The following is a 22,977-nucleotide window of genomic DNA, read 5'->3' on the forward strand; positions in this document are numbered from 1 at the left end:
GATTCCCATATCGGCTTTACGGATGCGCAAGCATAGGGAACGATGCTAGCCTTCGCCACAGTTGAGGAAACCTGTAGGCGAAGTTTGACTACAATGTTTCCAAATCGCTGCAAGCGGGAGTTAAGCATGAAAAATCAGGTGCTATTGGCAGAGCCGAGAGGTTTTTGTGCGGGGGTGGACCGCGCCATTGAGATCGTGGAGAAGGCGCTGGAGGTCTACGGTGCACCGGTTTATGTGCGCCACGAAATCGTGCATAACCGCTTTGTGGTGGAGTCACTGAAGGCCAAGGGTGCCGTATTTGTGAATGAAGTGGATGATGCGCCGGATGATTCACTGCTGATATTTTCCGCGCACGGTGTGAGTAAAGCAGTGCGGCAACATGCCGCAAAACGTAGCTTGCGTGTAATTGATGCCACCTGCCCGCTGGTAACCAAAGTACATCTTGAATTACTCAGGCATTATAAAAATGGTGATCAGGTGATTCTGATCGGACATGCCGGACACCCTGAGGTGGAAGGTACGATGGGACAGGCTCCCGATGGCGCCGTGCTATTAATTTCTACGCCTGATGACGTGGAGCTGTTGCAGGTGAAAGACCCTGAAAAAATTGCTTATGTTACTCAGACCACCCTCAGTGTGGATGATACAAAGGATGTGATTGCAGCACTTCAGGCGCGTTTCCCCAATGTTCAGGGGCCGAAACGAGAAGATATCTGTTATGCCACAAGTAATCGTCAGGCGGCAGTCAAAGCGCTGGCGTCAAAATCCGATGTGGTTCTGGTCATCGGCTCAAAAAACTCTTCTAACTCCAACCGTTTACGCGAAGTGGCTGAGCGCTGCGGGGCAAAAGCCTTTTTGATTGACGGGGCTGATGATATTGAGGTCGGCTGGTTTAAATCTGATGATCGTATTGGCTTGACCGCCGGCGCATCTGCACCGGAAGTGCTGGTTGAGCAGGTTGCCGACTGGTTGAAGGGGCATGGTTTTTCCAATCCTGAGCTTCTTTCAGTCGGGCAGGAAAACATAACTTTCGTGCTTCCGGAAGAGTTGCGTCCTTAAGCTTAAGCAGACACTGAGTCTGACATCATTGCCAGACTCAGTGCTAGAGCTATACCCTTTAGATGTTTTTAGCCTGCTCTACAGCATTGCCAATATAAGTGGCAGGAGTCATTTCCATCAGCTGCTGTTTGGCTTCATCCGGAATTTCCAGCGTTCCAATAAATTCTCTTAAACGCTCTGGTGTGACGCCGATGCCACGCGTTAATGCCTTCATCTGTTCGTACGGATTTTCCAGCCCATAACGGCGCATCACTGTCTGTACAGCTTCACCGAGTACTTCCCAGCTTGCATCAAGATCGGCATTGATCTTATCAGCATTGATTTCCAGTTTGGAGAAACCTCTCTGCGCCGAGCTGTAGGCCAGAATTGAATAACCGAAGCCCACACCCAGATTACGCAGCACGGTGGAATCGGTCAGATCACGCTGCCAGCGTGAAATTGGCAGCTTTTCAGCCAGATGACGCAGTACCGCATTGGCCAGTCCCAGGTTGCCCTCGGCATTTTCAAAGTCGATAGGATTGACTTTATGCGGCATGGTGGAAGAACCGACTTCGCCTGCAATAACCTTTTGTTTGAAATAACCGAGTGAAATATAACCCCAGATATCACGGCTGAAATCGATCAGAATGGTGTTGAAGCGGGCGACTGCATCATTGATCTCGGCAATGTAATCGTGAGGCTCAATCTGAATAGTGTATGGATTCCAGGTGATGCCGAGAGACTCTACAAAACCTTTAGCAATAGCGGCCCAGTCCAGGTCAGGATAGGCGGCCAGATGAGCATTGTAGTTGCCTACTGCGCCATTGATTTTACCCATGAACGGAACGGCGGTGATCTGGTCCAGTGTGCGCTGCATGCGGTAAGCCACATTGGCCCACTCCTTGCCCATAGTGGTCGGGCTGGCAGTTTGTCCGTGCGTGCGTGCCAGTAGCGGTTGTTCTGCGTGAGCTTTGGCTCCGGCAATCAGACTATCCACAATACCCTGCATGGCAGGCAGTAGTACCGTTTCACGTGCTTCCTTGAGCATCAGGGCATAGGAGAGGTTGTTGATGTCTTCAGATGTGCAGGCGAAATGGAAGAATTCGGAGATGGCTGCCAATTCGGTATTATCAGCGACTTTCTCTTTTAGAAAGTATTCGACAGCTTTGACATCGTGGTTGGTGGTTGCCTCGATCGTTTTAACCCGGTTCGCATCTTCTTCACAGAAGTCTGTGACTATTGCATCAAGGAATGCATCGGCTGCAGCGGAGAAAGCAGGCACTTCAGAGATGTCGGCATTGGCGGCCAGCATCTGCAACCAGCGTACTTCAACAGTTACGCGTGCCTTGATCAGGCCGTACTCACTGAATATAGGGCGAAGGTCGGCTGTTTTTCCGGCGTAACGGCCATCCAGTGGTGACAGTGCGGTGAGAGGTGAAACCTGCATATAAAACTCCAGGGTGTTTATGATTGATTAGGAAGATTTTTTCGCCGCGAAATGTACACCGGATCAATACATATTTCCAAAGGCATCTGTTTATGAATGATTATTCATGAGGCAGTTCTTGATTTCAGTTTGGGCGATGGCATCATTCGCCTCCGTTTTGCGAGGGGTGAGGCATAGCCTTGCTCCTTTTTATTGGCAGCCTGTTAGGAAGGTTGCGTGGAATATGATGATATTCCAACCATATGCGAGGGTGGCGGAACTGGTAGACGCGCTGGATTTAGGTTCCAGTACCTTTGGTGTGGGGGTTCGACTCCCCCCTCTCGTACCATACATCTCATAGTGTCCCGATGGAGAAACAAATGATTCAGACTGAAGTGAAAGCCCTTGGCAGCAATGAACACCAGGTACATGTGACTGTAGCTCAGGGTGAATATGATCGTATTTACGCAGCACAGATGAACAAGCTGGTTGCACAGGCCAAGCTGCCAGGTTTCCGTCCGGGTAAAACTCCGACACATGTGATTAAGAAACAGTTTGGCGCCAAACTGCATGAAGATACGGTTTCCGAGCTGATCCAGTCCCATTATGTTGCTGCTATTGAATCTTCCGGCCTGAATCCTGCTGTTCAGCCAATGCTTGATATTCCAGCCACTCAGCCATCTGAAGGTTTTGAGTTCACCATGAAGGTGACAACGATGCCGGAAGTGAAGCTGAATGATCTCTCCGAACTTGCGTTTGATGAAACTACTGTAAATGTAGAAGAATCAGATATCGATCAGGTGATCGAGCGTTTGATGAAGTCGCAGGTGAAGTTTGAAGCTGAAGCTGAGCGTGTGTCTGAAAATGGTGATCAGTTGCACATCGACTTTGTCGGTTCCATCGATGGTGAAGAGTTTGACGGCGGTAAAGGCGAAGACGTACCGCTGGTGCTCGGCGAGGGTCGTTTCATTCCAGGCTTTGAAGAGCAGCTGATCGGTAAAAAAGCCGGCGATGATGTGACTGTAGAAGTAAGTTTCCCTGAAAATTATCAGGCCGCACATCTGGCAGGCAAAGACGCAAGTTTTGCAACCAATGTGAAATCTGTTGGTAAACCGGTCACGGCTGAAAACGAAGATGATCTGGCGAAGATGGTTGGTTTTGATGATGGTGCTGCCCTGCGAGCAGATGCACAGAACCGTCTGACTGAGGAAGCTGAACAGGCTTCCTTCTCTACCACACGTGATGCGGCTCTTGATGCATTGATTGCTGCAAATGATATGGAATTGCCGGAAACGCTGGTTCAGCAGGACATGCAGGAAACTACCAAGCGTGTATTGCAGAATATGAAACAGCAGGGTGTTGAAGTTCCTGATGAAATGCTGAAGGACGAAGGCTTTAACAAGGAAATCCGCAGTCGTTCCGAGCGTGGTCTTAAATTGTCGCTTCTGCTGCAGCAGGTGCGTGCATTGTCTGACCTGAATGTTGAAGATGCCGAACTGGATGCAGAGATCGATCGTCAGTCGCAGCAGTATCCTGAAGAGCAGCGTGATCAGTTCAAAACGTGGATCAAGAGCCAGCAGGAGCAGGTTGCATCCATGAAAGACGGATTGCTGGAGCGCAAATGCGTACAGTATATTGTTGATCAGGCTAAAACAGGTGCAGTCAGTAAACCGTTGTCAGAGTGGCAGGGCGAGCAAGAACAGTAATACCCGGATACGCTCTGGTATGACTTTTGCGACATAAATCTTTATGGTGAGCCGCAAAGGGTCTTGAACTGATCAGTAGATGGTCTAAAAAGGAGAGTACATGAATCTGGTTCCTGTTGTAGTCGAGCAAACTGCGCGCGGTGAGCGCTCCTACGATATCTATTCACGCTTGTTAAAAGAGCGGATCATTTTCCTCAATGGTCAGGTTGATGATCATATGTCGAATCTGATTATTGCCCAACTCTTGTTCCTTGAGTCAGAAGGTCCTGACAAGGATATTTATATATATATCAATAGCCCCGGTGGTCTGGTGACTGCCGGAATGGCGATCTATGATACGATGCAATATATCCGTTGCGATGTGTCGACGCTATGCGTGGGGCAGGCTGCCAGTATGGGAGCACATCTGCTTGCTGCCGGCACCAAAGGTAAGCGTTATGCGCTGCCCAATGCACGTGTCATGATCCATCAGCCGCTGGGTGGTTTTCAGGGGCAGGCTACCGATATTGAAATCCATGCGCGTGAAATTCTGAAGTTGAAAGACAGTCTGAATGCGATGATGGCCGAGAATACCGGGCAACCACTGGAGAAGCTCGCCGATGATGTGGAAAGGGATTATTTCTTGACCGCTGATGAAGCAAAAGACTACGGTATCGTGGATAAGGTGCTTTCTTCCCGTGCGGAAGTAGTGACTGGAGGTGCTGATGACAACGCAGAGTAAAGATGGTGGGGACAATACTTTATATTGCTCGTTCTGTGGGAAATCGCAGCACGACGTTAAGAAGCTGATTGCCGGTCCGACTGTATTTATCTGCGATGAATGTATTGAGTTGTGCAACGAAATTATCGTTGAAGAGCTTTCTGCAGGTGATCAGAAAGAGGGCGCTAAAGAAGAAGCGGGCGGGCTGCCAAAACCTTCCGAGATTAAAGCCTTTCTGGATGAATATGTCATTGGACAGGAGTCATCAAAGCGTCTGCTCTCAGTTGCTGTTTACAATCATTACAAGCGTATCGCCCATAATGAAACTTCGGATGTGGAAATTTCCAAGTCCAATGTATTGCTGCTCGGGCCTACAGGCTGCGGTAAAACACTTCTGGCACAGACACTGGCGCGTGTATTCGATGTGCCGTTTGTCATGGCTGATGCAACAACGCTGACTGAAGCCGGTTATGTGGGTGAAGATGTTGAAAACATCATTCTCAAGTTGTTGCAGGCTGCTGACTACGATGTGGAAAAAGCCCAGCGTGGTATTATCTATATTGATGAAGTTGATAAACTTTCACGCAAAGCTGAAGGTCCGTCGATTACTCGTGATGTGTCCGGTGAAGGTGTTCAGCAGGCGCTGCTCAAGCTGATTGAAGGTACGGTTGCTGCTGTACCGCCTCAGGGTGGACGTAAACATCCGCAGCAGGAATTTATGCCTGTGGATACTACCAATATCCTGTTTATTCTCGGTGGAGCATTCGCAGGTCTTGAAAAAGTGATCGAGGTCAAAGGTAAGCCGCGTTCTATTGGTTTTGGTGCTGAAGTCGTGACTGATGATGAGAAAGATATCGGCGCAATCCTCAGTCAGGTGGAACCTGAAGATTTGATCAAGTTCGGTCTGATTCCGGAACTGGTTGGTCGTTTGCCGGCTGTAGCAACTTTGAGCCAGCTTGATAAAGAGGCCCTGTTCCGCATTTTGACCGAGCCCAAGAATGCGCTGGTGAAACAGTATGCAGCACTGATGAAATATGATGATGTGGAGCTCTCTTTCACCGATGATGCACTGGAAGCGATTGCCGAGAAGGCAATACTGCGTAAGACCGGTGCACGTGGTCTGCGTGCGATCATGGAGTCGGTGATGCTGGATGTCATGTATGATATTCCGACGATGACCAATGTTGAGAAATGCGTGGTTAACCGCGAGGCTGTTGAAGGTGCGAGCAAACCCGTATTGGTACTTACAGGTGATCAGGGTGAGCAGGAACCTCAAACAGAAGCAGCTGCTTCCTGATCTGTCTCGTAAACATTAATTGTCTGACTGGCGCGATTGCTGCGCTATCTTTTTGTATTGTAGTTGAAGGAGTATTTGGTGGCGGAATGGACCAAAGATGAAGCGGAAAAGATGAGTGAAGATAATGTGGAAGCACTACTTCCTGTCCTGCCGCTCAGAGATATCGTTGTTTTTCCACATATGATTGTGCCGCTATTTGTCGGTCGCGAGAAGTCTGTAAAAGCACTGGAAGAGGTCATGGCCTCCGGCAAGAAAATTTTACTTGTTGCCCAGAAGGATGCCGGCAATGACGATCCGGCCGCAAAAGACCTGTATAGGGTTGGTACCATCGGTAATATCCTGCAGTTACTGAAACTTCCTGATGGCACGATTAAAGTGCTGGTTGAAGGCGGCGAGCGTATCAGGGTAGAAAAGATTCTGGTCGGCGAAGATTATCTGCGCGCACATTTCTCGGTCATGCAATCTCAGAGTGAAGATGAGCAGGAACTGGATGTTGTGTCGCGCTCATTGGTCCAGAAGTTTGAGTCATATGTTAAACTGAATAAAAAATTACCACCTGAAGTGATGGTTTCCGTATCTGCCGTTGATGAAGTTGATAAACTGGCCGATACCATTGCTGCGCATTTAAATCTCAAAGTTGAAGAGAAGCAGGAACTGCTTGAACTGCCTGATGTGATTGGTCGTCTTGAGCGTTTGTATGCTCATATGGACGATGAGATGGAACTGCTGCAGGTAGATAAACGTATTCGCGGCCGTGTGAAACGGCAGATGGAAAAATCCCAGCGTGAGTATTATCTCTCCGAGCAGATGAAAGCCATCCAGAAAGAGCTTGGTGATGAAGATGCGGAATCAGATCTGCAAAAGCTGGAAGAGAAAATCCAGGGCGTGGGTCTGAGCAAAGAAGCTAAAGAAAAAGCCGATGCTGAATTCAAACGTTTGAAAATGATGCCTGCGATGAGTGCTGAAGCAACTGTCGTACGCAATTACCTGGACTGGTTGATTGATATTCCATGGAAAAAGCGTTCCAAGATCAGCCGGGATATTTCTGCTGCTGAGACAATTCTGGATGAAGATCATTATGGTCTGGAAAAGGTGAAAGAACGTGTTCTGGAGTATCTGGCCGTTTTGCGCCTTGTGCGGAAGATGAAGGGTCCGATTCTCTGTTTTGTGGGACCACCGGGTGTGGGTAAAACCTCACTGGCAAAATCCATCGCTCGTGCGACGAAACGAAAGTATGTGCGCATGAGTTTGGGCGGGGTGCGCGATGAAGCGGAAATCCGTGGTCATCGTCGTACCTATATTGGCTCTATGCCGGGTAAAGTGATTCAGTCGATGAAGAAGGCGGGCACCAGAAACCCGATGATCCTGCTTGATGAGATTGATAAATTAGGTGCCGATTTCAGAGGTGATCCTTCTGCTGCGCTGCTGGAAGTGCTTGACCCCGAGCAGAATAACACGTTTAACGACCATTATATGGAAGTGGACTATGACCTTTCCGATGTCATGTTTATTACCACAGCGAACAGCCTGAATATTCCTGGTCCCTTACTGGATCGTATGGAAATTATTCGTATCTCCGGATATACAGAGCATGAGAAACTGGAGATTGCTCGCCGCTATCTGTTGGAGAAGCAGCTGAAGAACCATGGTCTGAAAGCTTCGCACCTGAATGTCGATGATGACGTACTGCTGGAGCTTGTGCGTTATTATACGCGTGAAGCCGGTGTTCGTGGTCTGTCACGTGAACTGGCCAAGCTGTGCCGCAAGGTCGCACGCAAAATCGTGCAATCCGACAGTAAGGATGTTATTGAACTTTCTGCTGCTGATGTTGAAGAGTACCTCGGTGCACGTAAATACCGGTTTGGTCTGGCTGAAGAGGAAGATCAGGTCGGTGTTGTTACCGGCCTTGCCTGGACTGAAGTCGGTGGTGAGTTGCTGCAGATTGAAACAGCACTGATGCCGGGTAAAGGCAAGCTGACTGTTACAGGCCAGCTCGGTGATGTGATGCAGGAATCGATTCAGGCTGCACTGACTTATGTGCGCTCACGTGCATCACAATTGGGCCTGAAACCGGATTTTCACCAGAAAGTGGATATTCATGTGCATGTTCCTGAAGGTGCCATACCAAAAGACGGGCCTTCAGCAGGACTCGGTATGGCAACATCCATTGTTTCAGCTTTAACAGGTATCCCGGTCAAAAAGAATGTCTGCATGACCGGCGAGATTACGCTGCGGGGTAAGGCATTGCCGATTGGTGGTCTGAAGGAAAAATTGCTGGCTGCACACCGTGGCGGGCTGACTGAGGCAGTTATTCCCGAAGAGAATGCCAAGGACTTGAAAGACATTCATGAGGACGTTCTCAAGGGTGTCAAAATTCACACTGTGTCACACATGGATAAAGTGTTAGAACATGCCTTGACTAGGCTGCCTACAGGGATGAGTATATCCGGAAGTTTTGTGCCGGGGAGCGTTGGCGACATTTATCTTGATGATAGCTCGACGGTGGCGCATTAAAGTTACAAAAAATCAAAAATATCGGTTGACAGGATATGGGGTCCATTGCTTATAGTTCGCAACCCATTGAATTCATCGGGAGGAATTAATGAATAAAGCAGATTTGGTAAGCCACGTAGCCGCATCAGCGGATCTCAGTAAATCAGCAGCTGGCGAAGCTGTTGAAGCGGTTTTGAGCGGTATTTCAGGCGCTCTGGCTGGCGGAGATTCAGTTAGCCTGGTTGGTTTTGGAACATTCTCAGTAGCTGAGCGCGCAGCTCGCACTGCTCGCAACCCACGTACTGGTGAGAGCATTGACGTTGCAGCTTCTAAAGCTCCTAAGTTTAAAGCTGGTAAAGCTCTTAAAGACGCTGTTAAGTAACAGCTGAGAGTTAGTATCTTTCGAGAAGCAAGGGCTAAGGCCCTTGTTTTTTTCGGGCGCTTAGCTCAGCTGGGAGAGCAACGGCCTTACAAGCCGTAGGTCGCAGGTTCGAGCCCTGCAGCGCCCACCATTTATTGAAAGGCTCTGTGCTTTTATGCGGAGCCTTTTTTCGAATCAGCTTATTAAAATAGTTGATTTTACGGGGCTGAGTAATTACTTTGCGCCCCGCACCGCTGGAGCGGTAGTTCAGTTGGTTAGAATGCCGGCCTGTCACGCCGGAGGTCGCGGGTTCGAGTCCCGTCCGCTCCGCCACATCATGAGCCCCTGTTCGCGGGGGCTCTTTTTTAATCCCAGCAGGATGTTCCATTTTCTGCTGAAGATGGGCGCTTAGCTCAGCTGGGAGAGCAACGGCCTTACAAGCCGTAGGTCGCAGGTTCGAGCCCTGCAGCGCCCACCATTTTTACAATGCCGCATGGAGCGGTAGTTCAGTTGGTTAGAATGCCGGCCTGTCACGCCGGAGGTCGCGGGTTCGAGTCCCGTCCGCTCCGCCACACACTAAGCCCCAGACATAAGTCTGGGGCTTTTTTTATGCTGTAGTTTTGAGCTATTTCTATCAGGAGCGGAAGGTGCGGTAATTCCGTCCGCAATATCACAACTATAAAAGCTGATATTGTTCTTCAGTCCGATGTTTTTTGTCTGGCATCCAATCCGCGCTGAATGTGCTCAGCGCGTCTGTGCTGACCAAGCGAACGAAGAGCGATAACCAGCTGTTGGCGGGTTTTATCATTCGGGTCAATGGCAAGACTATGCTGATAAGCGATGAGTGCATCTTTATCTTTTTTGGCTCGATGAAGGATGTCACCATATTTTCTTAAGCAGGGTGCACATGTGGATAAAAGTCTAGATGCTTTGGCGCCATGTTTAAGTCCTGATCCCTTCATATGATGGCGTGATTGATAATCGGCAAAAGCCAGATAAGCAAAACCATTCAGGGGATCAGCTTTCAGTGCTTTCTGAAACAGTCGAATGGCTTCGATCTGGGTACCATTCTTTTCAGCCATTTGCGCCAGCAGATACCACGGAGTCGCTTCCGATTTGAATTGCCTGGTTGCCGATTCAAGCAGATGGGTCGCTTCATTGAAGTGGCCCTTGTCCTGAAGAAGGCCGGCAAGGTTGATCACGCTGGGCAGGTGTCGACCTGTGTTGATATTTGTCTTATATAGTGTCTCAGATTCATCACGATGGCCAATCCGTTCCAGAAGGATGGCCAGATTATATCGGGCCTCAAGATTATCCGGACGCAGTCTTAATTCGGATTCAAGCGCGCGTCGAGCTTCGGTGATTTGACCTGACTCAATATATTGCAGGGCAGCCTGAAAAGGAGTTTCCGCACGGGCGGGTATAGTGGTAGTCATTGTAACAAGGGCGACAACAATCATCGCAATGCATTGAATCGATGTTGCCTCGGACAGATTGTTATTTGCTTGAGGGAGCAATGCCCATCCTGCCTGTGGTCATCAGCAACTCTTCCATCTTTTCCTGTCTGGCGCGTTTGCTGGCCTTGATTTCAGGTTTCTCTTTCATCAACTTCCATGGGTTGCGTCTGATATCATCAGAGAATGCTTCGAGATTCTCCGATGCCAGACGCAGCTCAAACAACGTTCTGTATAGGTTTTCCCGGTTGTCGATCATGGATGCATTGAGAGCTTCTGTTGCTTTGGTTCCACTCTCGAAAAACTCACGACCGGCTTTGGCTGTTTTAGGTAGTTCGGAGGCGAACGCGTCCAGATCTTTGCGATGGCTGCTGACCAGCTGATTGATGCTTCGGCTGGTTTGTCGAAGTTCTCTGAGGATGGCGGGAAGTTCCACCTCCAGAGTATGCATGGTTTTGTTCATCGACTCAGTTGTACTGCGGATCTGTTGCCTGTTTTCTTTGATCATGGATGCGAGTTCTTCAGCAGCATTTCCACTGTTTTTAATCAGCTGTTGCAGGCTCTGTTTACCCTTTCCATCACCAATGCCTGACGAGAGGGCGCCTGTGAGGGCTCGAATGTCATCTGTAATACCCGATGCCTTGGCAATAAAAGTGTTGATATCACCGGATGGGTCAGAGGGTATGATGGCTCCTTCAGCGAGTAATTCGGTATCATTCGGGTCAGCTGTCAGGGCAAGGTTCTTCTCACCGACAAGGCCTCGACCAATGATTGATGCACGAGTTGAGGAGGGCAGTTTTACATCCGGATTCAGGGCAATCCGAACCAATGCATGTCCTCCCCTTAAGCCAATCTCCTGAACAATACCAACCTTGACGCCAGCCATGAGAACGGGGGATTGAATATCCAGACCGAGGGTGTCGTCAAATAAAGATTCTACAATGTTATTATCCTGTTTCGGCCATGCGATGTCACCAATCTTGCCGGTAGCAAAAGCGAGCAATAAAAGGGCGGCAAGTACAAAGGCACCGAGACGTGCGTGTGGATTCATCGTTGGATAGCCTCCTCTATCTGTTTGCCCCAGATGCTGCAGTTGATAGGTCCTTCAGCCTTTCCTTCAATAAACTGTCTGAGCATAGGGTCCTGATCAGAGTCTAGTTCATTGGCCGGGATTTGCCTATGTACACGGCCGTGGCAGAGCAGGGCGATGTGGTCACTGATCATAGCCGCACTTTTCATGTCATGGGTGATACTGAGGATCGTGGTGCCGGAATCTTTATGCAGTCGTACGATCAGTTTGTTGATGACATCAGACATGATCGGATCAAGGCCGGTGGTGGGCTCATCAAAAAAAACAATATCAGGTTTGTGGCAGATGGTGCGTGCAAGCCCAACGCGTTTGGCCATGCCGCCGGAAAGTTCAGATGGCACTTTGTCTTCGATACTATGCAGGCCTACCCATTCAAGCACTTCTATTGCACGCTCTTTTGCTTTTGTTTGGCTGAGGCCTCGGCGCAACAGTGCGAAGGAGACATTTTCCCAAACGGAAAGCGAATCAAACAGGGCGGCACCTTGAAATAACATGCCAACACGTTGCATACGCTGCAGTTGTTCATGTTCAGGCAATGCGAGCCAGTTCTCTCCATCGATCAGAATTTCACCGGCGTCAGGTTTAATAAGGCCCAGGATGCATTTGATTAATACGCTTTTGCCGGTTCCTGACATACCGATAACCGTGGTGGATTGGCCCGGCATGATATCCAGGTCTGCACCATCTAAAATGATCTTGTCATCAAAGCGTTTGTGGAGTCCTTTGATGCTGATGCGTGGTATTGTGTTGTTCATCCGAACATCCAGGCGGTAAGGAAATAGTCTGAGATAAGGATGCTCATGCAGGAGATAACGACTGCGCGTGTTGTCGCTGTGCCAACCCCTTCTGCACCACCTTTGCAGTTAAATCCCTCTGTGCAGCCTATCAGGCCAATCAGCATGCCGAAGAATGCAGCTTTAATGAGACCGGAGTAAAAATCCGGTAACTCCATATAGATGGTGGTGTTTTCGATATATACCGCGGGGTTCTGATCGAGAACGTGTACGCTGATGGCATAACCGCCGTAGATGCCAATGAAGTCTGCAATGACAACCAATAATGGCATCATCAGTGTGACTGCAATCAGGCGCGGTAGAATCAGATAGCGGACCGGGTCAGTTGATAGTGTCCACAGGGCATCGATCTGTTCGGTGACACGCATGGTGCCGAGTTCTGCTGCAAAGGAGGCACCAACCCTGCCCGCAACCATCAGACCAACCAGTACAGGCCCGAGCTCTCGAACTACGGACATGGAAACGACAAGGCCGGTCAGGCTTTCGGCAGCAAAACGGTGGAATACGATGTACGACTGTAGTGCCAGTACCATGCCGGTGAACAGGGCGGTTAGCATGACCACCGGAAGGGATTGTACGCCGACCTCTTCGGCTTGCTGAAGCAGCATGCGGAAATGCCATGGTCTTGAGATCAAACGTTTGCTGGCACCGGCAAAGGTTGAGGCGTACAGGCCTAGGCGAATACAGAGACTTTCTACGAGTCTGCCGGTGGCGGTTAGCATCAGCTCTGCTTACACCGCTTTTCTTCTTACCCGTTCGCCGACACCGGTGAACAGTGTATAGCTGATTGTATCCAGCGATCTGGCTACATCATTGGCAAGTATGTTCTCTCCCCAGAATTCCACAGCATCTCCCGGTTTGGTGTCCGTGTCAGTCACATCAATCATAGTATAGTCCATACAGACACGTCCTACGATAGCAAGCTTCTGGCTATGTATAAAAACATGCCCGTGATTGGAGAGGGAGCGTGGCACGCCATCGGCATAACCAAGACCGACTACGGCAATTGTCATGGCCTGATCGGCAGTGAAAGTGGCCCCGTAGGAAACCGAAACACCAGCAGGAATATCGCGAACCTGCATGATCTCTCCTGTCAGAGTCATGACTGGTTTCAGGCCAATGGGTTGCGCTGCGACAGGCTCGGCACCGTAAAGTGCAATGCCCGGACGCACGGTATGATATGTATGCTCAGGCATGGAAATAATTCCTGCACTGTTAAGCAGAGATCTGGGTAGTTCGGGTGAGATCTGATCGCACATCTCATTGAAGGCTACGGCTTGTTTCTGATTCATCTGGTGATTTGGCTCATCTGCACAGGCAAGGTGGGACATTAAGCCGCACACATTGATTTCAGCCTGAAAACAGGCTTCAAGAATCTGTTTGGGAGTTTTAGCCCCCAGGCGATTCATGCCCGAGTCTATTTTGATCCACACATTGCCGTTGAATCCGGCTTGCTTCAAAAGATGAACCTGTTGCAGCTCTGAAATGGTCGGGGTGAGTTGATGCTGGCAGGCCAGCTCAGCATCCTCTTCATCAAAGATACCTGATAAAAGTACAATTTCGATTTTTTTATAAAACCCGAGAATAGAGCGTAGTTCGCACCCCTCTGTAGCATCAGTCACTGCAAAACTGGTACACCCTTCTTCGAGCAGAGCAGGAGCAACAAGAAACAGTTCATGTCCATAAGCGTTAGCTTTCACGACGGTCATGATCTCGGAATCTTTGGCAGTCCTTTTGAGCAAACGATAGTTGTGTCGAAGGTTGTCCAAGTGGATATGGGTAATTGCAGGGCGGGGCATGTTGTGAATCATGGCTTAATTTATTTTAACTAGAAACCCCTATTTTCCTGTTTAAGGGTTACCGATTAGTAGTTGTCGCTGTATATGCAATCTGTGATGATTCGCTTAGCAAGTTATAAGGTGGTTCTATGAAAGCGGTAATTCTGGCCGGTGGTTTGGGTACGAGGATCAGTGAAGAAACACATTTGAAGCCTAAGCCAATGATTGAGATCGGTGGGAAGCCGATTTTATGGCATATCATGAAAACCTATAGTGCACACGGTATCAATGATTTTGTGATATGTCTGGGTTACAAGGGGTATTTGATTAAAGAATATTTCGCTAATTATTTTCTGCACACATCAGATGTGACATTTGATATGCGCGATAACTCGATGAAGGTTCATCAGAATGCTTCTGAACCTTGGACTGTCACTCTGGTTGATACGGGTGAGAAAACGATGACAGGTGGCAGGTTGAAGCGGATTGCACCTTATCTGGATAATGAAGACTTTTGTTTTACCTATGGTGATGGTGTGTCAAATGTGGATTTGACCCAGCTTATCGAGTTTCATCGTTCTCAGAAAACACTGGCTTCGGTAACGGCCATTCAACCGGCAGGGCGATTTGGTGCACTTGATCTTAGTGGTAGTAAAATTTGTGCATTTGATGAGAAACCTCAGGGCGATGGTTCCTGGGTGAATGGTGGATATTTTGTCCTGTCTCCTGAAGTCCTCAATTATATAGATGGTGATCAAACCACCTGGGAATCAGCTCCTTTACAACAGTTGGCTGCTGATGGCGAACTTTCTGCCTTTCAACACAGTGACTTCTGGCACCCTATGGATACTTTAAGAGATAAAGTGCATCTGGAAGAATTATGGGAGAGCAGCAAGGCACCCTGGAAGGTTTGGTAGTGACCCCTCTATTCTGGAAGGGCAGGCGGGTGTTTGTAACCGGCCACACCGGTTTTAAAGGCAGTTGGCTCTGCCTGTGGCTGAAATCTCTGGGGGCTGATGTGACAGGTTATGCCCTCCAGCCTGCAACGAGTCCAAGCCTATTCGAATCCGCTATTGTGTCTGAAGGCATGCATTCGATCATTGCAGATATTCGCGATGAGCAACAATTGAAAGATGCGCTGGAAAAATCCCAGCCGGAAATAGTGATTCATATGGCAGCCCAGGCACTGGTGAGGTATTCCTATCGTCATCCTGTCGAAACTTATGCCGTGAATGTGATGGGCACCGTAAACCTGCTTGAAGCCGTTTGTCAGTGTGATTCGGTGAAAAGTGTTCTGGTTGTAACCAGCGATAAATGTTACGAAAATCAGGAGAGAGAAGCCGGTTATCGCGAGGAAGAGCCAATGGGGGGCTTTGACCCCTATTCGAATAGCAAGGGTTGCGCAGAACTGGTGGTATCAGCATACCGGCAGAGTTTTTTTGAAAACGGAAAGCATGTGGGGATTGCCACTGCCAGAGCTGGTAATGTGATTGGAGGTGGAGACTGGTCTGATGATCGTTTGATCCCGGACATGGTGCGTGCATTCACTGCCGGTGAGTCAGTTGTGATTCGCAATCCTGGAGCTATTCGTCCATGGCAGCATGTGTTGGAGGCGCTGCACGGTTATCTGTTGCTGCTGGAGCGCATGTGTGAAAAGCCTGAACAGTATTCCCGTGCCTGGAATTTCGGACCGGAAGATTCAGATGCGCGTGATGTAGCATGGGTTGTGGAGCAGTTTGTTGCCACATGGGGAGATGCAGTGTGGAAAGTCGAAGCTGACAATGAGAACCTGCATGAAGCCCATCTGCTTAAACTGGACTGTAGCAGGGCCAGAGCTGAACTGGCATGGCAGCCTGTGCTGAAACTTGAACAGGCGATAGCGTGGATTGCAGACTGGTATCGCAACCAGCATGACGGAGCAGATATGACTGAACTCTCACTGCAGCAGTTGAGTGATTATCAGTCTCAGGTGATTTCATGAAGTTAACTTGCACACCCATTGATGGAGTCATGGTGGCTGAAACCTCGCGGGTTATTGATCACCGGGGAGCGTTTGCACGGCTGTTTTGCGAGCAGGCTCTGTCTGAAGTGCTTGGGGGGCGGCATATTGTTCAGATCAATCATTCTCGGACTTCCCAGGCTGGGGCCGTTCGCGGCATGCACTACCAGCATGCGCCGCAGGCTGAGATGAAGTTGGTGCGTTGCCTGAAAGGGCGGGTATGGGATGTTGCAGTTGACCTGCGCAAGAACTCAGCAACTTTCTTACGCTGGCATGCGGTTGAACTCTCTGAACAGAATGAGTTGATGATGGTTATCCCTGAAGGTTGTGCTCACGGATTTCAGGTGCTCGAAGCAGAGAGCGAACTGCTTTATTTGCATACTGCGTTATATTCGCCGGAGTTGGAGGGAGGGGTGCGCCATGATGATCCTGTCTTGAATATCGACTGGCCACTTGAAATGATGGATATCTCCACTCGAGATAAAACACATACCCTGATAAACGAAGATTATTGTGGAGTTGAATTATGAATTGCCGGCATTGTGGCAAAGCCCTGCAGCATAAGTTTCTGGATCTCGGTTTTGCGCCGCCATCGAATGCTTATCTGAACCAGAAAGACCTGCATGCGCCAGAGCTCTATTTTCCACTGAAGTTGCATGTCTGTGACCGTTGCTGGTTGGTGCAAACTGAGGATTACTCTCGTTCCGATGAACTATTTACCTCCGATTATGCCTATTTTTCATCCACCTCATCTGGCTGGATGAAACACGCCAGGAATTACTGCGACATGATTACTGATCGCCTGCAACTGGGTGACGACAGCTTTGTGATTGAGGTGGCCTCCAACGATGGCTATCTGCTGAGGAACTTTGTCGAAATCGGTATTTCCTGTCTCGGCATTGAACCGACCGATAGTACGGCGGAGGCTGCCGAAGCTCTGGGTGTTCCGGTGCGGAGAGAGTTTTTCGGCCAGTCGCTAGCGGCTCAGCTTGTCAGTGAAGGCAGACAGGCGGATCTGATTCTGGGTAATAATGTCTATGCCCATGTGCCGGATATCAATGATTTCACCAAGGGACTGAAAGCGGCTTTGAAACCGGCTGGAACAATTACGTTGGAGTTTCCGCATCTGCTCAATCTGATTCAGCTCAATCAATTTGATACGGTGTATCATGAGCACTACTCCTACCTTTCACTGTATACGGTTCAGCAGGTTTTCGCTGCTGCAGGCCTAATGGTCTACGATGTTGAGCAACTGCCTACTCACGGGGGAAGCCTGCGAGTATATGGCTGTCATGTCGGTTCCGGAAAAACAGCCAGTGATGCAGTGGTTCGCATTATTAATGTTGAAGGTGCAGCAGGTTTGCGAGATCTGTCAGTATACCAGACGTTTCAGAAACATGCCGACAAGGTGAAGAATGATCTGCTGGATTTTTTACTGGAGCAGCAGAGGGCAGGTAAATCAGTGGCGGCATATGGTGCTGCGGCCAAGGGTAATACACTGCTCAATTATGCTGGTGTGAAACCTGACTTACTCTCTTTTGTCTGTGATGCAGCAACGGCCAAACAGAATAAATTTATGCCCGGAAGTCATATCCCGATTATGGCACCGGATGAGATTGCCAAGCAGAAGCCGGATTTTGTAGTTATTCTGCCTTGGAATATTGCTGATGAAGTAATGATGCGGAATGCATGCATTCGCGATTGGGGCGGCCAGTTCGTGGTCGCGGTGCCGGAGCTAAAGCTGATATGACATCACGCATTCACTACACAAAACCATCCATCACAGAGCTTGAAGTCGAATATGCAACTGATGCGGCCAGAAATGGTTGGGGTGAGCGTTGCTATGAGTATATTGATCGATTCGAGCAGCAGTTTTGCAAGCATCTTGGTGTCAATTATGCTATTGCTACATCCAGTTGTACTGGTGCGTTGCATATGGGGATGGCGGCACTAGGGATTGGATCCGATGACGAAGTGATCCTAGCGGATACCAATTGGATTGCTTCTGCAGCCCCAATCACCTATTTGGGAGCCAAGCCAGTGTTTGTCGATGTGCTGCCCGACACATGGTGTATTGACCCAATCAAAACTGAAGCCGCAATTACACCAAAAACGAAAGCCATCCTTGCTGTGCACCTCTACGGCAATCTATGTGATATGAATGCTTTGCTTGCGCTTGGAAAAAAACATGGAATCCCGGTTATTGAGGATGCGGCTGAGGCTATTGGCTCTGTTTGGCATGGGAAGCGAGCTGGTTCGATAGGCGCATTTGGCGCATTCTCATTTCATGGTACGAAAACCATGACAACTGGTGAAGGTGGGATGTTTGTCACGCAGGATAAAGTTCTGTATGAGAAGGTTCTGACTCTCAGTAACCATGGTCGTGCAAAAGGCCAGGTAAAACAGTTCTGGCCTGACGTGATCGGATTTAAATACAAGATCAGTAATATTCAAGCTGCAATTGGCTGTGCCCAAACAGAGCGCATAGATGATTTAGTTGCAGCCAAGCGACGGGTGTTTGAATACTATGCTAATGGGCTTGGTGGTTCGTCGGTTACGATGAATCCAGAGTTGCCGGGAACTCAGAATGGATATTGGATGCCAACCATAGTTGTAAATGAAGGAGTGAGATTTGAACGGGAAGCTCTGTTAGCGGAATTCAAGAAGCATGATGTTGATGGCCGTGTTTTCTTCTGGCCACTAAGCATGTTGCCAATGTTTGATGGCAAACCCGAAAATATTGTTAGTTATAGCTTGTACCATAAGGCAATTAATCTTCCTTCATATCATGATTTGAGTGAGGCTGAGATGGATCGGGTAATTGCTATTGTTAGAAATGGCATGGGGATTTCAGTATGATTTCTGATGAAGATAAATCCAAGTTCAAAAAGGATGGTGTACTAGTTCTCAGAGGGTTCTATGATCTCGAAAAGGAAATAAAGCCTATTCAACATGCAATATATGAGATTATTGGTCGCGTAATAGGTAAGAATGGGTTTCCAATCAAGCAGCTGCCATTTTCTTCCGATACTTTTGATTCTGGTTTTAATGAACTAATTGGGATGAACAGAGGTTGTGGTTCTGAGATTTATGATGCTGTTAAACAGATCCCGGCTTTCATTAGGCTGCTTGCGAACGAAAGGCACGAACTAATTTTTTCACAATTGTTTGATACAAAACTTCCGGGTATTGCTGCTGCCGGTTACGGCATCAGGATTGATAATCCCCATGAGGAGCGTTTTCGCGCTTCTTGGCATCAGGAGTTTTTAAGCCAACTGCGCAGCATGGAAGGGGTGGTTTATTGGAGTCCTTTGGTGAATATTACAGAAGAGTTGGGACCTGTTGAGTTTTCCATCGGCTCTCAGGTAGAGGGGGTGTTACCTGTTCGGACATCAGACCCTGACGATCCTGAGAAGACAGGCGCGTATGGCGTCCGCATTGTTGATGAAGAAAAATATTTAGCTAAATATCCGTTAGTTGCCCCTCTGACTTCTCCCGGGGATTTGGTGGTTCTTGACTGGCATGTGCTGCATAGATCCGGACGAAATATTGCTCAAACTTCCCGATGGTCAATGCAGATGAGATATTTTAATTTTGATAACGAAATGGGTATCAAGTTGGGGTGGTGCGGTTCATATTCTGCGGGCGTGGATGTGAAGGCAATATTGCCGGAATATATTCTTGATTGAAGAGGTAATGATGATAGAACAAGTGTGTAATGTATGTGGAGACTCTTTGGCAGATCCTGTTTTTTCAACAGTAGGAGAAAAGTCAATCACTTCTCTCTGTGAATTGGTTCCTACTGCATCACATGTTTTTTTCTGCCGCCGATGCGGTCATGTTCTTACATCGCCGATGAAAAATATTGAAGCTTATTATTCTGAAGATTATCAAATATTGATTGATAGTGAAGAAGAAGATCAACTCGTATCTTTCCCAGATGGCAGCAAAATATTTAGATTTGAACTTCAGGTGGATACGATCTTTGATAAAATGGACATTCCCCTAAATGCAAAGGTTTTGGATTATGGTTGTGCAAAAAGTACAACGCTGCGGAAAATGTGTGAACGTCGAACAGATTTGAAACCTTATCTTTTTGATGTGAGCGAAAATTACCTTCCGTTTTGGGACAAATTTGCTGATTCAGAGAATTGGGCGGTATTTGATCCTAAGCCTGATTGGAAAGGTAATTTAGATGTTGTTACATCTTTTTTCTCTCTTGAACATGTGAGCGAACCCGTTGCAATGATGAAACAGGTCCATGCTCTGTTGAAAGATCAAGGTTTTTTTTACTGTATTGTTCCGAACACATTTACCAATACGGCTGATTTTGTGGTAGCAGATCACGTTAATCATTTTTCAGTTTTGTCGATACATGCTTTGTTGGTCCGAACCGGTTTTGAAGTGCTAGAGATAGATCAGGATGTTCATTATGGAGCATTTGTCATCATGGCAAAGAAAGTGGATAGTGCTAACTTGGACTATGACTTCCCTTCTTCTGAATCATTGGCTAGTGCTGTGAATGAATTGTCTGAGTTCTGGAGTGGTATCTCCCGGAAAATAGAGGAGTTTGAGCAACAGAATGACTTGGAGGGGGCGGTAGCTATCTACGGTTCAGGTTTCTATGGAACATATATTGCCTCATGTTTGACTGATATGGAAAAAGTGGTCGCATTTGTTGATCAAAATCCATTTCGACAGGGATTGAAACTATTTGGAAAAGATATTGTTTCGCCTGAAAAGTTGCCTGTTGAGACGAGAGTTATGTATGTGGGATTGAATCCAACCATCGCTCGCGAGAGTATTCGATCTGTTGGTTGTCTGGCTGATCGGAATATCAGTTATTGTTATCTTTAATGTATATCGGGGGCATTAGTTATGATCTTCGGAAATAAAGTGTTATTACGGCCTCCCTGTGATGGGGATGTGGCGTTTTTGTATGCGTTGAGGAACAACTTTGACTTGCAATTTGCATTATTATCCAGACCTAAAGCGAATTCGATGGTAAAAGTGACTGCATGGATTGAGAAGCGACTTTCTGAAGAGAATACTCTGTTTTTTCTGCTCGCAGATAAGGAAAGTAACGAAGCGTGTGGTTTTATTCAGTTGGCGAACATCGACCTTGTAAGTAGATCGGGTAGTTTGGGTATTTGCATGGGGACTGATTATATTGGAGCTGGTTATGCCGAGGAAGCCTTGGATTTGTTTGAAAGCTATGTCAAAAATACGTTTAACATCAGGAAAGTGACATTAGAGGTGCTTTCCGATAATCGCCGAGCTATAGCTTTCTACTTGAAGTCAGGTTATGACGAGGTTGGTGTGTGGAAACAGCACGTTTTTCAATTAGGTAAATTCCAAGATGTGACCTTGATGGAGAAATTTTTATAACTTATGAGAACTGTCGTGATATCCCAGCCAATGCTTTTCCCATGGGTAGGCATTTTTGAACAAATCAGGTTAGCTGACACATTTCTTTATTATGATGATGTTCAGTTTTCCAAAGGAAGTTTTACTAATCGCGTACAGTTAAAGAATGAGAAAGGATCGGAATGGATGACCATTCCGCTGAAGAAGCTTAGATTGGGTCAAAATATTAATGAAATTGAGGTGAGTGACCAAGTCGATTGGCGAATGAAGCATAAGGAACAACTCAGACGTTGTTATGAAAAAGCTCCCTTTTTTAATGAAATGATGGACTTAGTAGAGTCTGTTTACAGTGGTACTGAAAACAGTTTGTCCGAAATAACTATATTGAGCGTGCAGACTGTATGTGATTATTTCGGTTTTACGGAAGGTCGAGAGTTTTTACGCTCTTCTGAATTGAGTGTGGAAGGTGCAAGTTCTCAGAGGGTTCTCGATCTTGTGCTTTGTATGAGCGGTGGATTTTATGTGACGGGGCACGGTGCAAAAAAATACCTGGATCATGAACTTTTTGAGTCGAACCAGGTAAGTGTAGGGTATATGGATTACGAGATGCGACCATATAAGCAACTTTATGGAGAATTTACGCCCTATGTCTCAATTCTGGACTTAATAGCAAATTTAGGATGTGATGGATCTTCATATATCGCATCAAAATCAATAGATTGGAAGGATTTTATAAATGAATGAGATAGATAAGTTTGCTCAGGAAGTTGAACAGAACATTTCGAGTTTAGGTGATGACAAAGAGCTGCAAAAAATGTCTTCTCAATGGCTTCAGACGGCTGGGGCTCATGGTTATACATACAATTTCACTTGGATGGGGCGCCCGATTATTCAAACCCCTCAGGATATTATTGCCCTTCAGGAGTTGATTTGGACTGTTAAACCGGATTTAATAGTAGAAACGGGTATTGCGCATGGCGGCTCATTAATTTTTTCCGCATCGATGCTCGAACTCCTAGGTGGCGATGGAGAAGTATTAGGCATCGATATTGATATTCGCGCACATAACCGTGCAGAAATAGAAAGGCATCCAATGTCCAAACGCATCAGTATGATCCAAGGCTCTTCAATTGATGAAAAAATAGTGCAGCAAGTAATTGAGGTGGCCAAATCTAAGCAAAGGGTTCTGGTTATTCTTGACTCTAACCATACCCATGAACATGTGATTAATGAACTTGAAATGTATAGTCCGCTAGTGAAGCAGGGTAGTTATCTTGTTGTTATGGATACTGCTGTGGAAGATATGCCGGCAGGTTCTTTTCCAAATAGGCCTTGGGACAAGGGAGATAATCCTAAAACAGCTGTGTGGCAGTTCCTAAAGGAGAATGATCGATTTGAAATTGATAGTCGCATTGAGAATAAAATTCTTATTTCTGTTGCACCAGACGGTTATCTCAAATGTGTGAAAGATTAA

General features: G+C 47.5%; 22 protein-coding genes and 5 tRNA genes. 21 read left to right on the forward strand and 6 right to left on the reverse strand.

Annotation, left to right across the window (positions count from 1 at the left end; genetic code table 11):
- Positions 1–126 precede the first annotated feature (126 nt).
- Entirely contained in the window at positions 127–1,059 is a 933-nt protein-coding gene (gene ispH / locus MMIC_RS03405; protein WP_072659057.1) for a 4-hydroxy-3-methylbut-2-enyl diphosphate reductase, read from the forward strand.
- 58 nt (positions 1,060–1,117) lie between these two features.
- Here the strand turns inward: ispH and purB are convergent, their stop codons facing one another.
- Positions 1,118–2,485: an adenylosuccinate lyase gene (purB, locus tag MMIC_RS03410; RefSeq protein WP_072659058.1), complete on the reverse strand. Its 1,368-nt coding sequence runs from the start codon at positions 2,483–2,485 to the stop codon at positions 1,118–1,120.
- Between the two features lie 244 nt (positions 2,486–2,729).
- On the opposite strand from purB, the gene MMIC_RS03415 reads away from it, so the two are divergent.
- The 10 genes from MMIC_RS03415 (at position 2,730) to MMIC_RS03460 (ending at position 9,593) form a co-directional block, all read left to right on the forward strand.
- Positions 2,730–2,813 (forward strand) — tRNA-Leu (locus MMIC_RS03415).
- 19 nt (positions 2,814–2,832) lie between these two features.
- Positions 2,833–4,170, forward strand: a complete 1,338-nt coding sequence (gene tig, locus MMIC_RS03420) for a trigger factor (protein ID WP_227819327.1) — start codon at positions 2,833–2,835, stop codon at positions 4,168–4,170.
- 100 nt (positions 4,171–4,270) lie between these two features.
- Complete coding sequence (gene clpP, locus MMIC_RS03425; protein ID WP_072659060.1) at positions 4,271–4,891, forward strand: ATP-dependent Clp endopeptidase proteolytic subunit ClpP; 621 nt, start codon at positions 4,271–4,273, stop codon at positions 4,889–4,891.
- Entirely contained in the window at positions 4,875–6,167 is a 1,293-nt protein-coding gene (gene clpX, locus MMIC_RS03430) for an ATP-dependent Clp protease ATP-binding subunit ClpX (RefSeq protein ID WP_072659061.1), read from the forward strand. Before clpP ends, clpX begins: the two co-directional genes overlap by 17 nt.
- 111 nt (positions 6,168–6,278) lie before the next feature.
- Entirely contained in the window at positions 6,279–8,681 is a 2,403-nt protein-coding gene (gene lon / locus MMIC_RS03435) for an endopeptidase La (RefSeq protein WP_171966448.1), read from the forward strand.
- Between the two features lie 88 nt (positions 8,682–8,769).
- Positions 8,770–9,042 (forward strand): HU family DNA-binding protein, encoded by a 273-nt coding sequence (locus MMIC_RS03440; RefSeq protein ID WP_072659063.1) that lies wholly within the window; start codon positions 8,770–8,772, stop codon positions 9,040–9,042.
- 54 nt (positions 9,043–9,096) lie between these two features.
- Positions 9,097–9,172 (forward strand) — tRNA-Val (locus tag MMIC_RS03445).
- Between the two features lie 105 nt (positions 9,173–9,277).
- Positions 9,278–9,354: transfer RNA gene (locus MMIC_RS03450), tRNA-Asp, on the forward strand.
- Between the two features lie 69 nt (positions 9,355–9,423).
- Positions 9,424–9,499: transfer RNA gene (locus MMIC_RS03455), tRNA-Val, on the forward strand.
- 17 nt (positions 9,500–9,516) lie between these two features.
- A tRNA-Asp gene (locus tag MMIC_RS03460) sits at positions 9,517–9,593 on the forward strand.
- Positions 9,594–9,719: 126 nt separating this feature from the next.
- On the opposite strand, the gene MMIC_RS03465 is transcribed toward MMIC_RS03460, so the two are convergent.
- The 5 genes from MMIC_RS03465 to alr form a co-directional block, all read right to left on the reverse strand.
- A complete protein-coding gene (locus tag MMIC_RS03465) occupies positions 9,720–10,457 on the reverse strand; it encodes a tetratricopeptide repeat protein (protein ID WP_171966446.1) in 738 nt (245 codons plus the stop codon).
- Between the two features lie 61 nt (positions 10,458–10,518).
- On the reverse strand, positions 10,519–11,526 hold the full coding sequence (locus MMIC_RS03470; protein WP_072659064.1) for an MlaD family protein: 1,008 nt from the start codon (positions 11,524–11,526) through the stop codon (positions 10,519–10,521).
- Positions 11,523–12,320 (reverse strand): ABC transporter ATP-binding protein, encoded by a 798-nt coding sequence (locus MMIC_RS03475; protein ID WP_072659065.1) that lies wholly within the window; start codon positions 12,318–12,320, stop codon positions 11,523–11,525. The genes MMIC_RS03470 and MMIC_RS03475 overlap by 4 nt, the downstream gene beginning before the upstream one ends.
- Entirely contained in the window at positions 12,317–13,081 is a 765-nt protein-coding gene (locus MMIC_RS03480; protein ID WP_072659066.1) for an MlaE family ABC transporter permease, read from the reverse strand. Before MMIC_RS03480 ends, MMIC_RS03475 begins: the two co-directional genes overlap by 4 nt.
- A 9-nt stretch (positions 13,082–13,090) precedes the next feature.
- Positions 13,091–14,158, reverse strand: a complete 1,068-nt coding sequence (gene alr / locus MMIC_RS03485; protein WP_072659136.1) for an alanine racemase — start codon at positions 14,156–14,158, stop codon at positions 13,091–13,093.
- A gap of 128 nt (positions 14,159–14,286) precedes the next feature.
- On the opposite strand from alr, the gene rfbF reads away from it, so the two are divergent.
- Genes rfbF through MMIC_RS03535 form a run of 10 tightly spaced genes read left to right on the forward strand, consistent with a single transcriptional unit; the run spans position 14,287 to position 22,977 of the window.
- Positions 14,287–15,054 (forward strand): glucose-1-phosphate cytidylyltransferase, encoded by a 768-nt coding sequence (gene rfbF, locus MMIC_RS03490; protein WP_072659067.1) that lies wholly within the window; start codon positions 14,287–14,289, stop codon positions 15,052–15,054.
- Positions 15,018–16,118 carry a CDP-glucose 4,6-dehydratase gene (gene rfbG / locus MMIC_RS03495; protein ID WP_072659068.1) on the forward strand — a complete coding sequence of 367 codons (1,101 nt, stop codon included), beginning with the start codon at positions 15,018–15,020 and terminating at the stop codon, positions 16,116–16,118. Before rfbF ends, rfbG begins: the two co-directional genes overlap by 37 nt.
- The gene (rfbC, locus tag MMIC_RS03500; protein ID WP_072659069.1) at positions 16,115–16,666 is read left to right on the forward strand and encodes a dTDP-4-dehydrorhamnose 3,5-epimerase; all 552 of its coding nucleotides are present in this window, start codon (positions 16,115–16,117) and stop codon (positions 16,664–16,666) included. Before rfbG ends, rfbC begins: the two co-directional genes overlap by 4 nt.
- Complete coding sequence (locus MMIC_RS03505; RefSeq protein ID WP_072659070.1) at positions 16,663–17,886, forward strand: class I SAM-dependent methyltransferase; 1,224 nt, start codon at positions 16,663–16,665, stop codon at positions 17,884–17,886. The genes rfbC and MMIC_RS03505 overlap by 4 nt, the downstream gene beginning before the upstream one ends.
- Positions 17,883–18,995 (forward strand): DegT/DnrJ/EryC1/StrS family aminotransferase, encoded by a 1,113-nt coding sequence (locus MMIC_RS03510; RefSeq protein WP_072659071.1) that lies wholly within the window; start codon positions 17,883–17,885, stop codon positions 18,993–18,995. The genes MMIC_RS03505 and MMIC_RS03510 overlap by 4 nt, the downstream gene beginning before the upstream one ends.
- A complete protein-coding gene (locus MMIC_RS03515) occupies positions 18,992–19,825 on the forward strand; it encodes a phytanoyl-CoA dioxygenase family protein (protein ID WP_072659072.1) in 834 nt (277 codons plus the stop codon). The genes MMIC_RS03510 and MMIC_RS03515 overlap by 4 nt, the downstream gene beginning before the upstream one ends.
- Positions 19,818–20,993 carry a class I SAM-dependent methyltransferase gene (locus MMIC_RS03520; protein WP_083530418.1) on the forward strand — a complete coding sequence of 392 codons (1,176 nt, stop codon included), beginning with the start codon at positions 19,818–19,820 and terminating at the stop codon, positions 20,991–20,993. The genes MMIC_RS03515 and MMIC_RS03520 overlap by 8 nt, the downstream gene beginning before the upstream one ends.
- A 21-nt stretch (positions 20,994–21,014) precedes the next feature.
- Positions 21,015–21,524, forward strand: coding sequence for a GNAT family N-acetyltransferase (locus MMIC_RS03525; RefSeq protein WP_072659074.1), 510 nt, complete (start codon positions 21,015–21,017; stop codon positions 21,522–21,524).
- Between the two features lie 3 nt (positions 21,525–21,527).
- Positions 21,528–22,247: a WbqC family protein gene (locus MMIC_RS03530; protein WP_072659075.1), complete on the forward strand. Its 720-nt coding sequence runs from the start codon at positions 21,528–21,530 to the stop codon at positions 22,245–22,247.
- Positions 22,240–22,977 carry a cephalosporin hydroxylase family protein gene (locus tag MMIC_RS03535; protein WP_072659076.1) on the forward strand — a complete coding sequence of 246 codons (738 nt, stop codon included), beginning with the start codon at positions 22,240–22,242 and terminating at the stop codon, positions 22,975–22,977. Before MMIC_RS03530 ends, MMIC_RS03535 begins: the two co-directional genes overlap by 8 nt.

The sequence above is a fragment of the Mariprofundus micogutta genome, assembly GCF_001895085.1.
Classification (GTDB): domain Bacteria; phylum Pseudomonadota; class Zetaproteobacteria; order Mariprofundales; family Mariprofundaceae; genus Mariprofundus; species Mariprofundus micogutta.

Coding starts and splice junctions, on each gene's coding strand:
- ispH (WP_072659057.1), top strand. CDS start 127: ATGAAAAATCAGGTGCTATTGGCAGAGCCGAGAGGTTTTTGTGCGGGG.
- MMIC_RS03470 (WP_072659064.1), bottom strand. CDS start 11,526: ATGAATCCACACGCACGTCTCGGTGCCTTTGTACTTGCCGCCCTTTTA.
- MMIC_RS03510 (WP_072659071.1), top strand. CDS start 17,883: ATGACATCACGCATTCACTACACAAAACCATCCATCACAGAGCTTGAA.
- MMIC_RS03530 (WP_072659075.1), top strand. CDS start 21,528: ATGAGAACTGTCGTGATATCCCAGCCAATGCTTTTCCCATGGGTAGGC.
- lon (WP_171966448.1), top strand. CDS start 6,279: ATGAGTGAAGATAATGTGGAAGCACTACTTCCTGTCCTGCCGCTCAGA.
- tig (WP_227819327.1), top strand. CDS start 2,833: ATGGAGAAACAAATGATTCAGACTGAAGTGAAAGCCCTTGGCAGCAAT.
- MMIC_RS03505 (WP_072659070.1), top strand. CDS start 16,663: ATGAATTGCCGGCATTGTGGCAAAGCCCTGCAGCATAAGTTTCTGGAT.
- MMIC_RS03465 (WP_171966446.1), bottom strand. CDS start 10,457: ATGACTACCACTATACCCGCCCGTGCGGAAACTCCTTTTCAGGCTGCC.
- MMIC_RS03525 (WP_072659074.1), top strand. CDS start 21,015: ATGATCTTCGGAAATAAAGTGTTATTACGGCCTCCCTGTGATGGGGAT.
- MMIC_RS03480 (WP_072659066.1), bottom strand. CDS start 13,081: ATGCTAACCGCCACCGGCAGACTCGTAGAAAGTCTCTGTATTCGCCTA.
- MMIC_RS03440 (WP_072659063.1), top strand. CDS start 8,770: ATGAATAAAGCAGATTTGGTAAGCCACGTAGCCGCATCAGCGGATCTC.
- purB (WP_072659058.1), bottom strand. CDS start 2,485: ATGCAGGTTTCACCTCTCACCGCACTGTCACCACTGGATGGCCGTTAC.
- clpX (WP_072659061.1), top strand. CDS start 4,875: ATGACAACGCAGAGTAAAGATGGTGGGGACAATACTTTATATTGCTCG.
- rfbG (WP_072659068.1), top strand. CDS start 15,018: ATGGGAGAGCAGCAAGGCACCCTGGAAGGTTTGGTAGTGACCCCTCTA.
- clpP (WP_072659060.1), top strand. CDS start 4,271: ATGAATCTGGTTCCTGTTGTAGTCGAGCAAACTGCGCGCGGTGAGCGC.
- rfbF (WP_072659067.1), top strand. CDS start 14,287: ATGAAAGCGGTAATTCTGGCCGGTGGTTTGGGTACGAGGATCAGTGAA.
- rfbC (WP_072659069.1), top strand. CDS start 16,115: ATGAAGTTAACTTGCACACCCATTGATGGAGTCATGGTGGCTGAAACC.
- MMIC_RS03475 (WP_072659065.1), bottom strand. CDS start 12,320: ATGAACAACACAATACCACGCATCAGCATCAAAGGACTCCACAAACGC.
- alr (WP_072659136.1), bottom strand. CDS start 14,158: ATGCCCCGCCCTGCAATTACCCATATCCACTTGGACAACCTTCGACAC.
- MMIC_RS03515 (WP_072659072.1), top strand. CDS start 18,992: ATGATTTCTGATGAAGATAAATCCAAGTTCAAAAAGGATGGTGTACTA.
- MMIC_RS03535 (WP_072659076.1), top strand. CDS start 22,240: ATGAATGAGATAGATAAGTTTGCTCAGGAAGTTGAACAGAACATTTCG.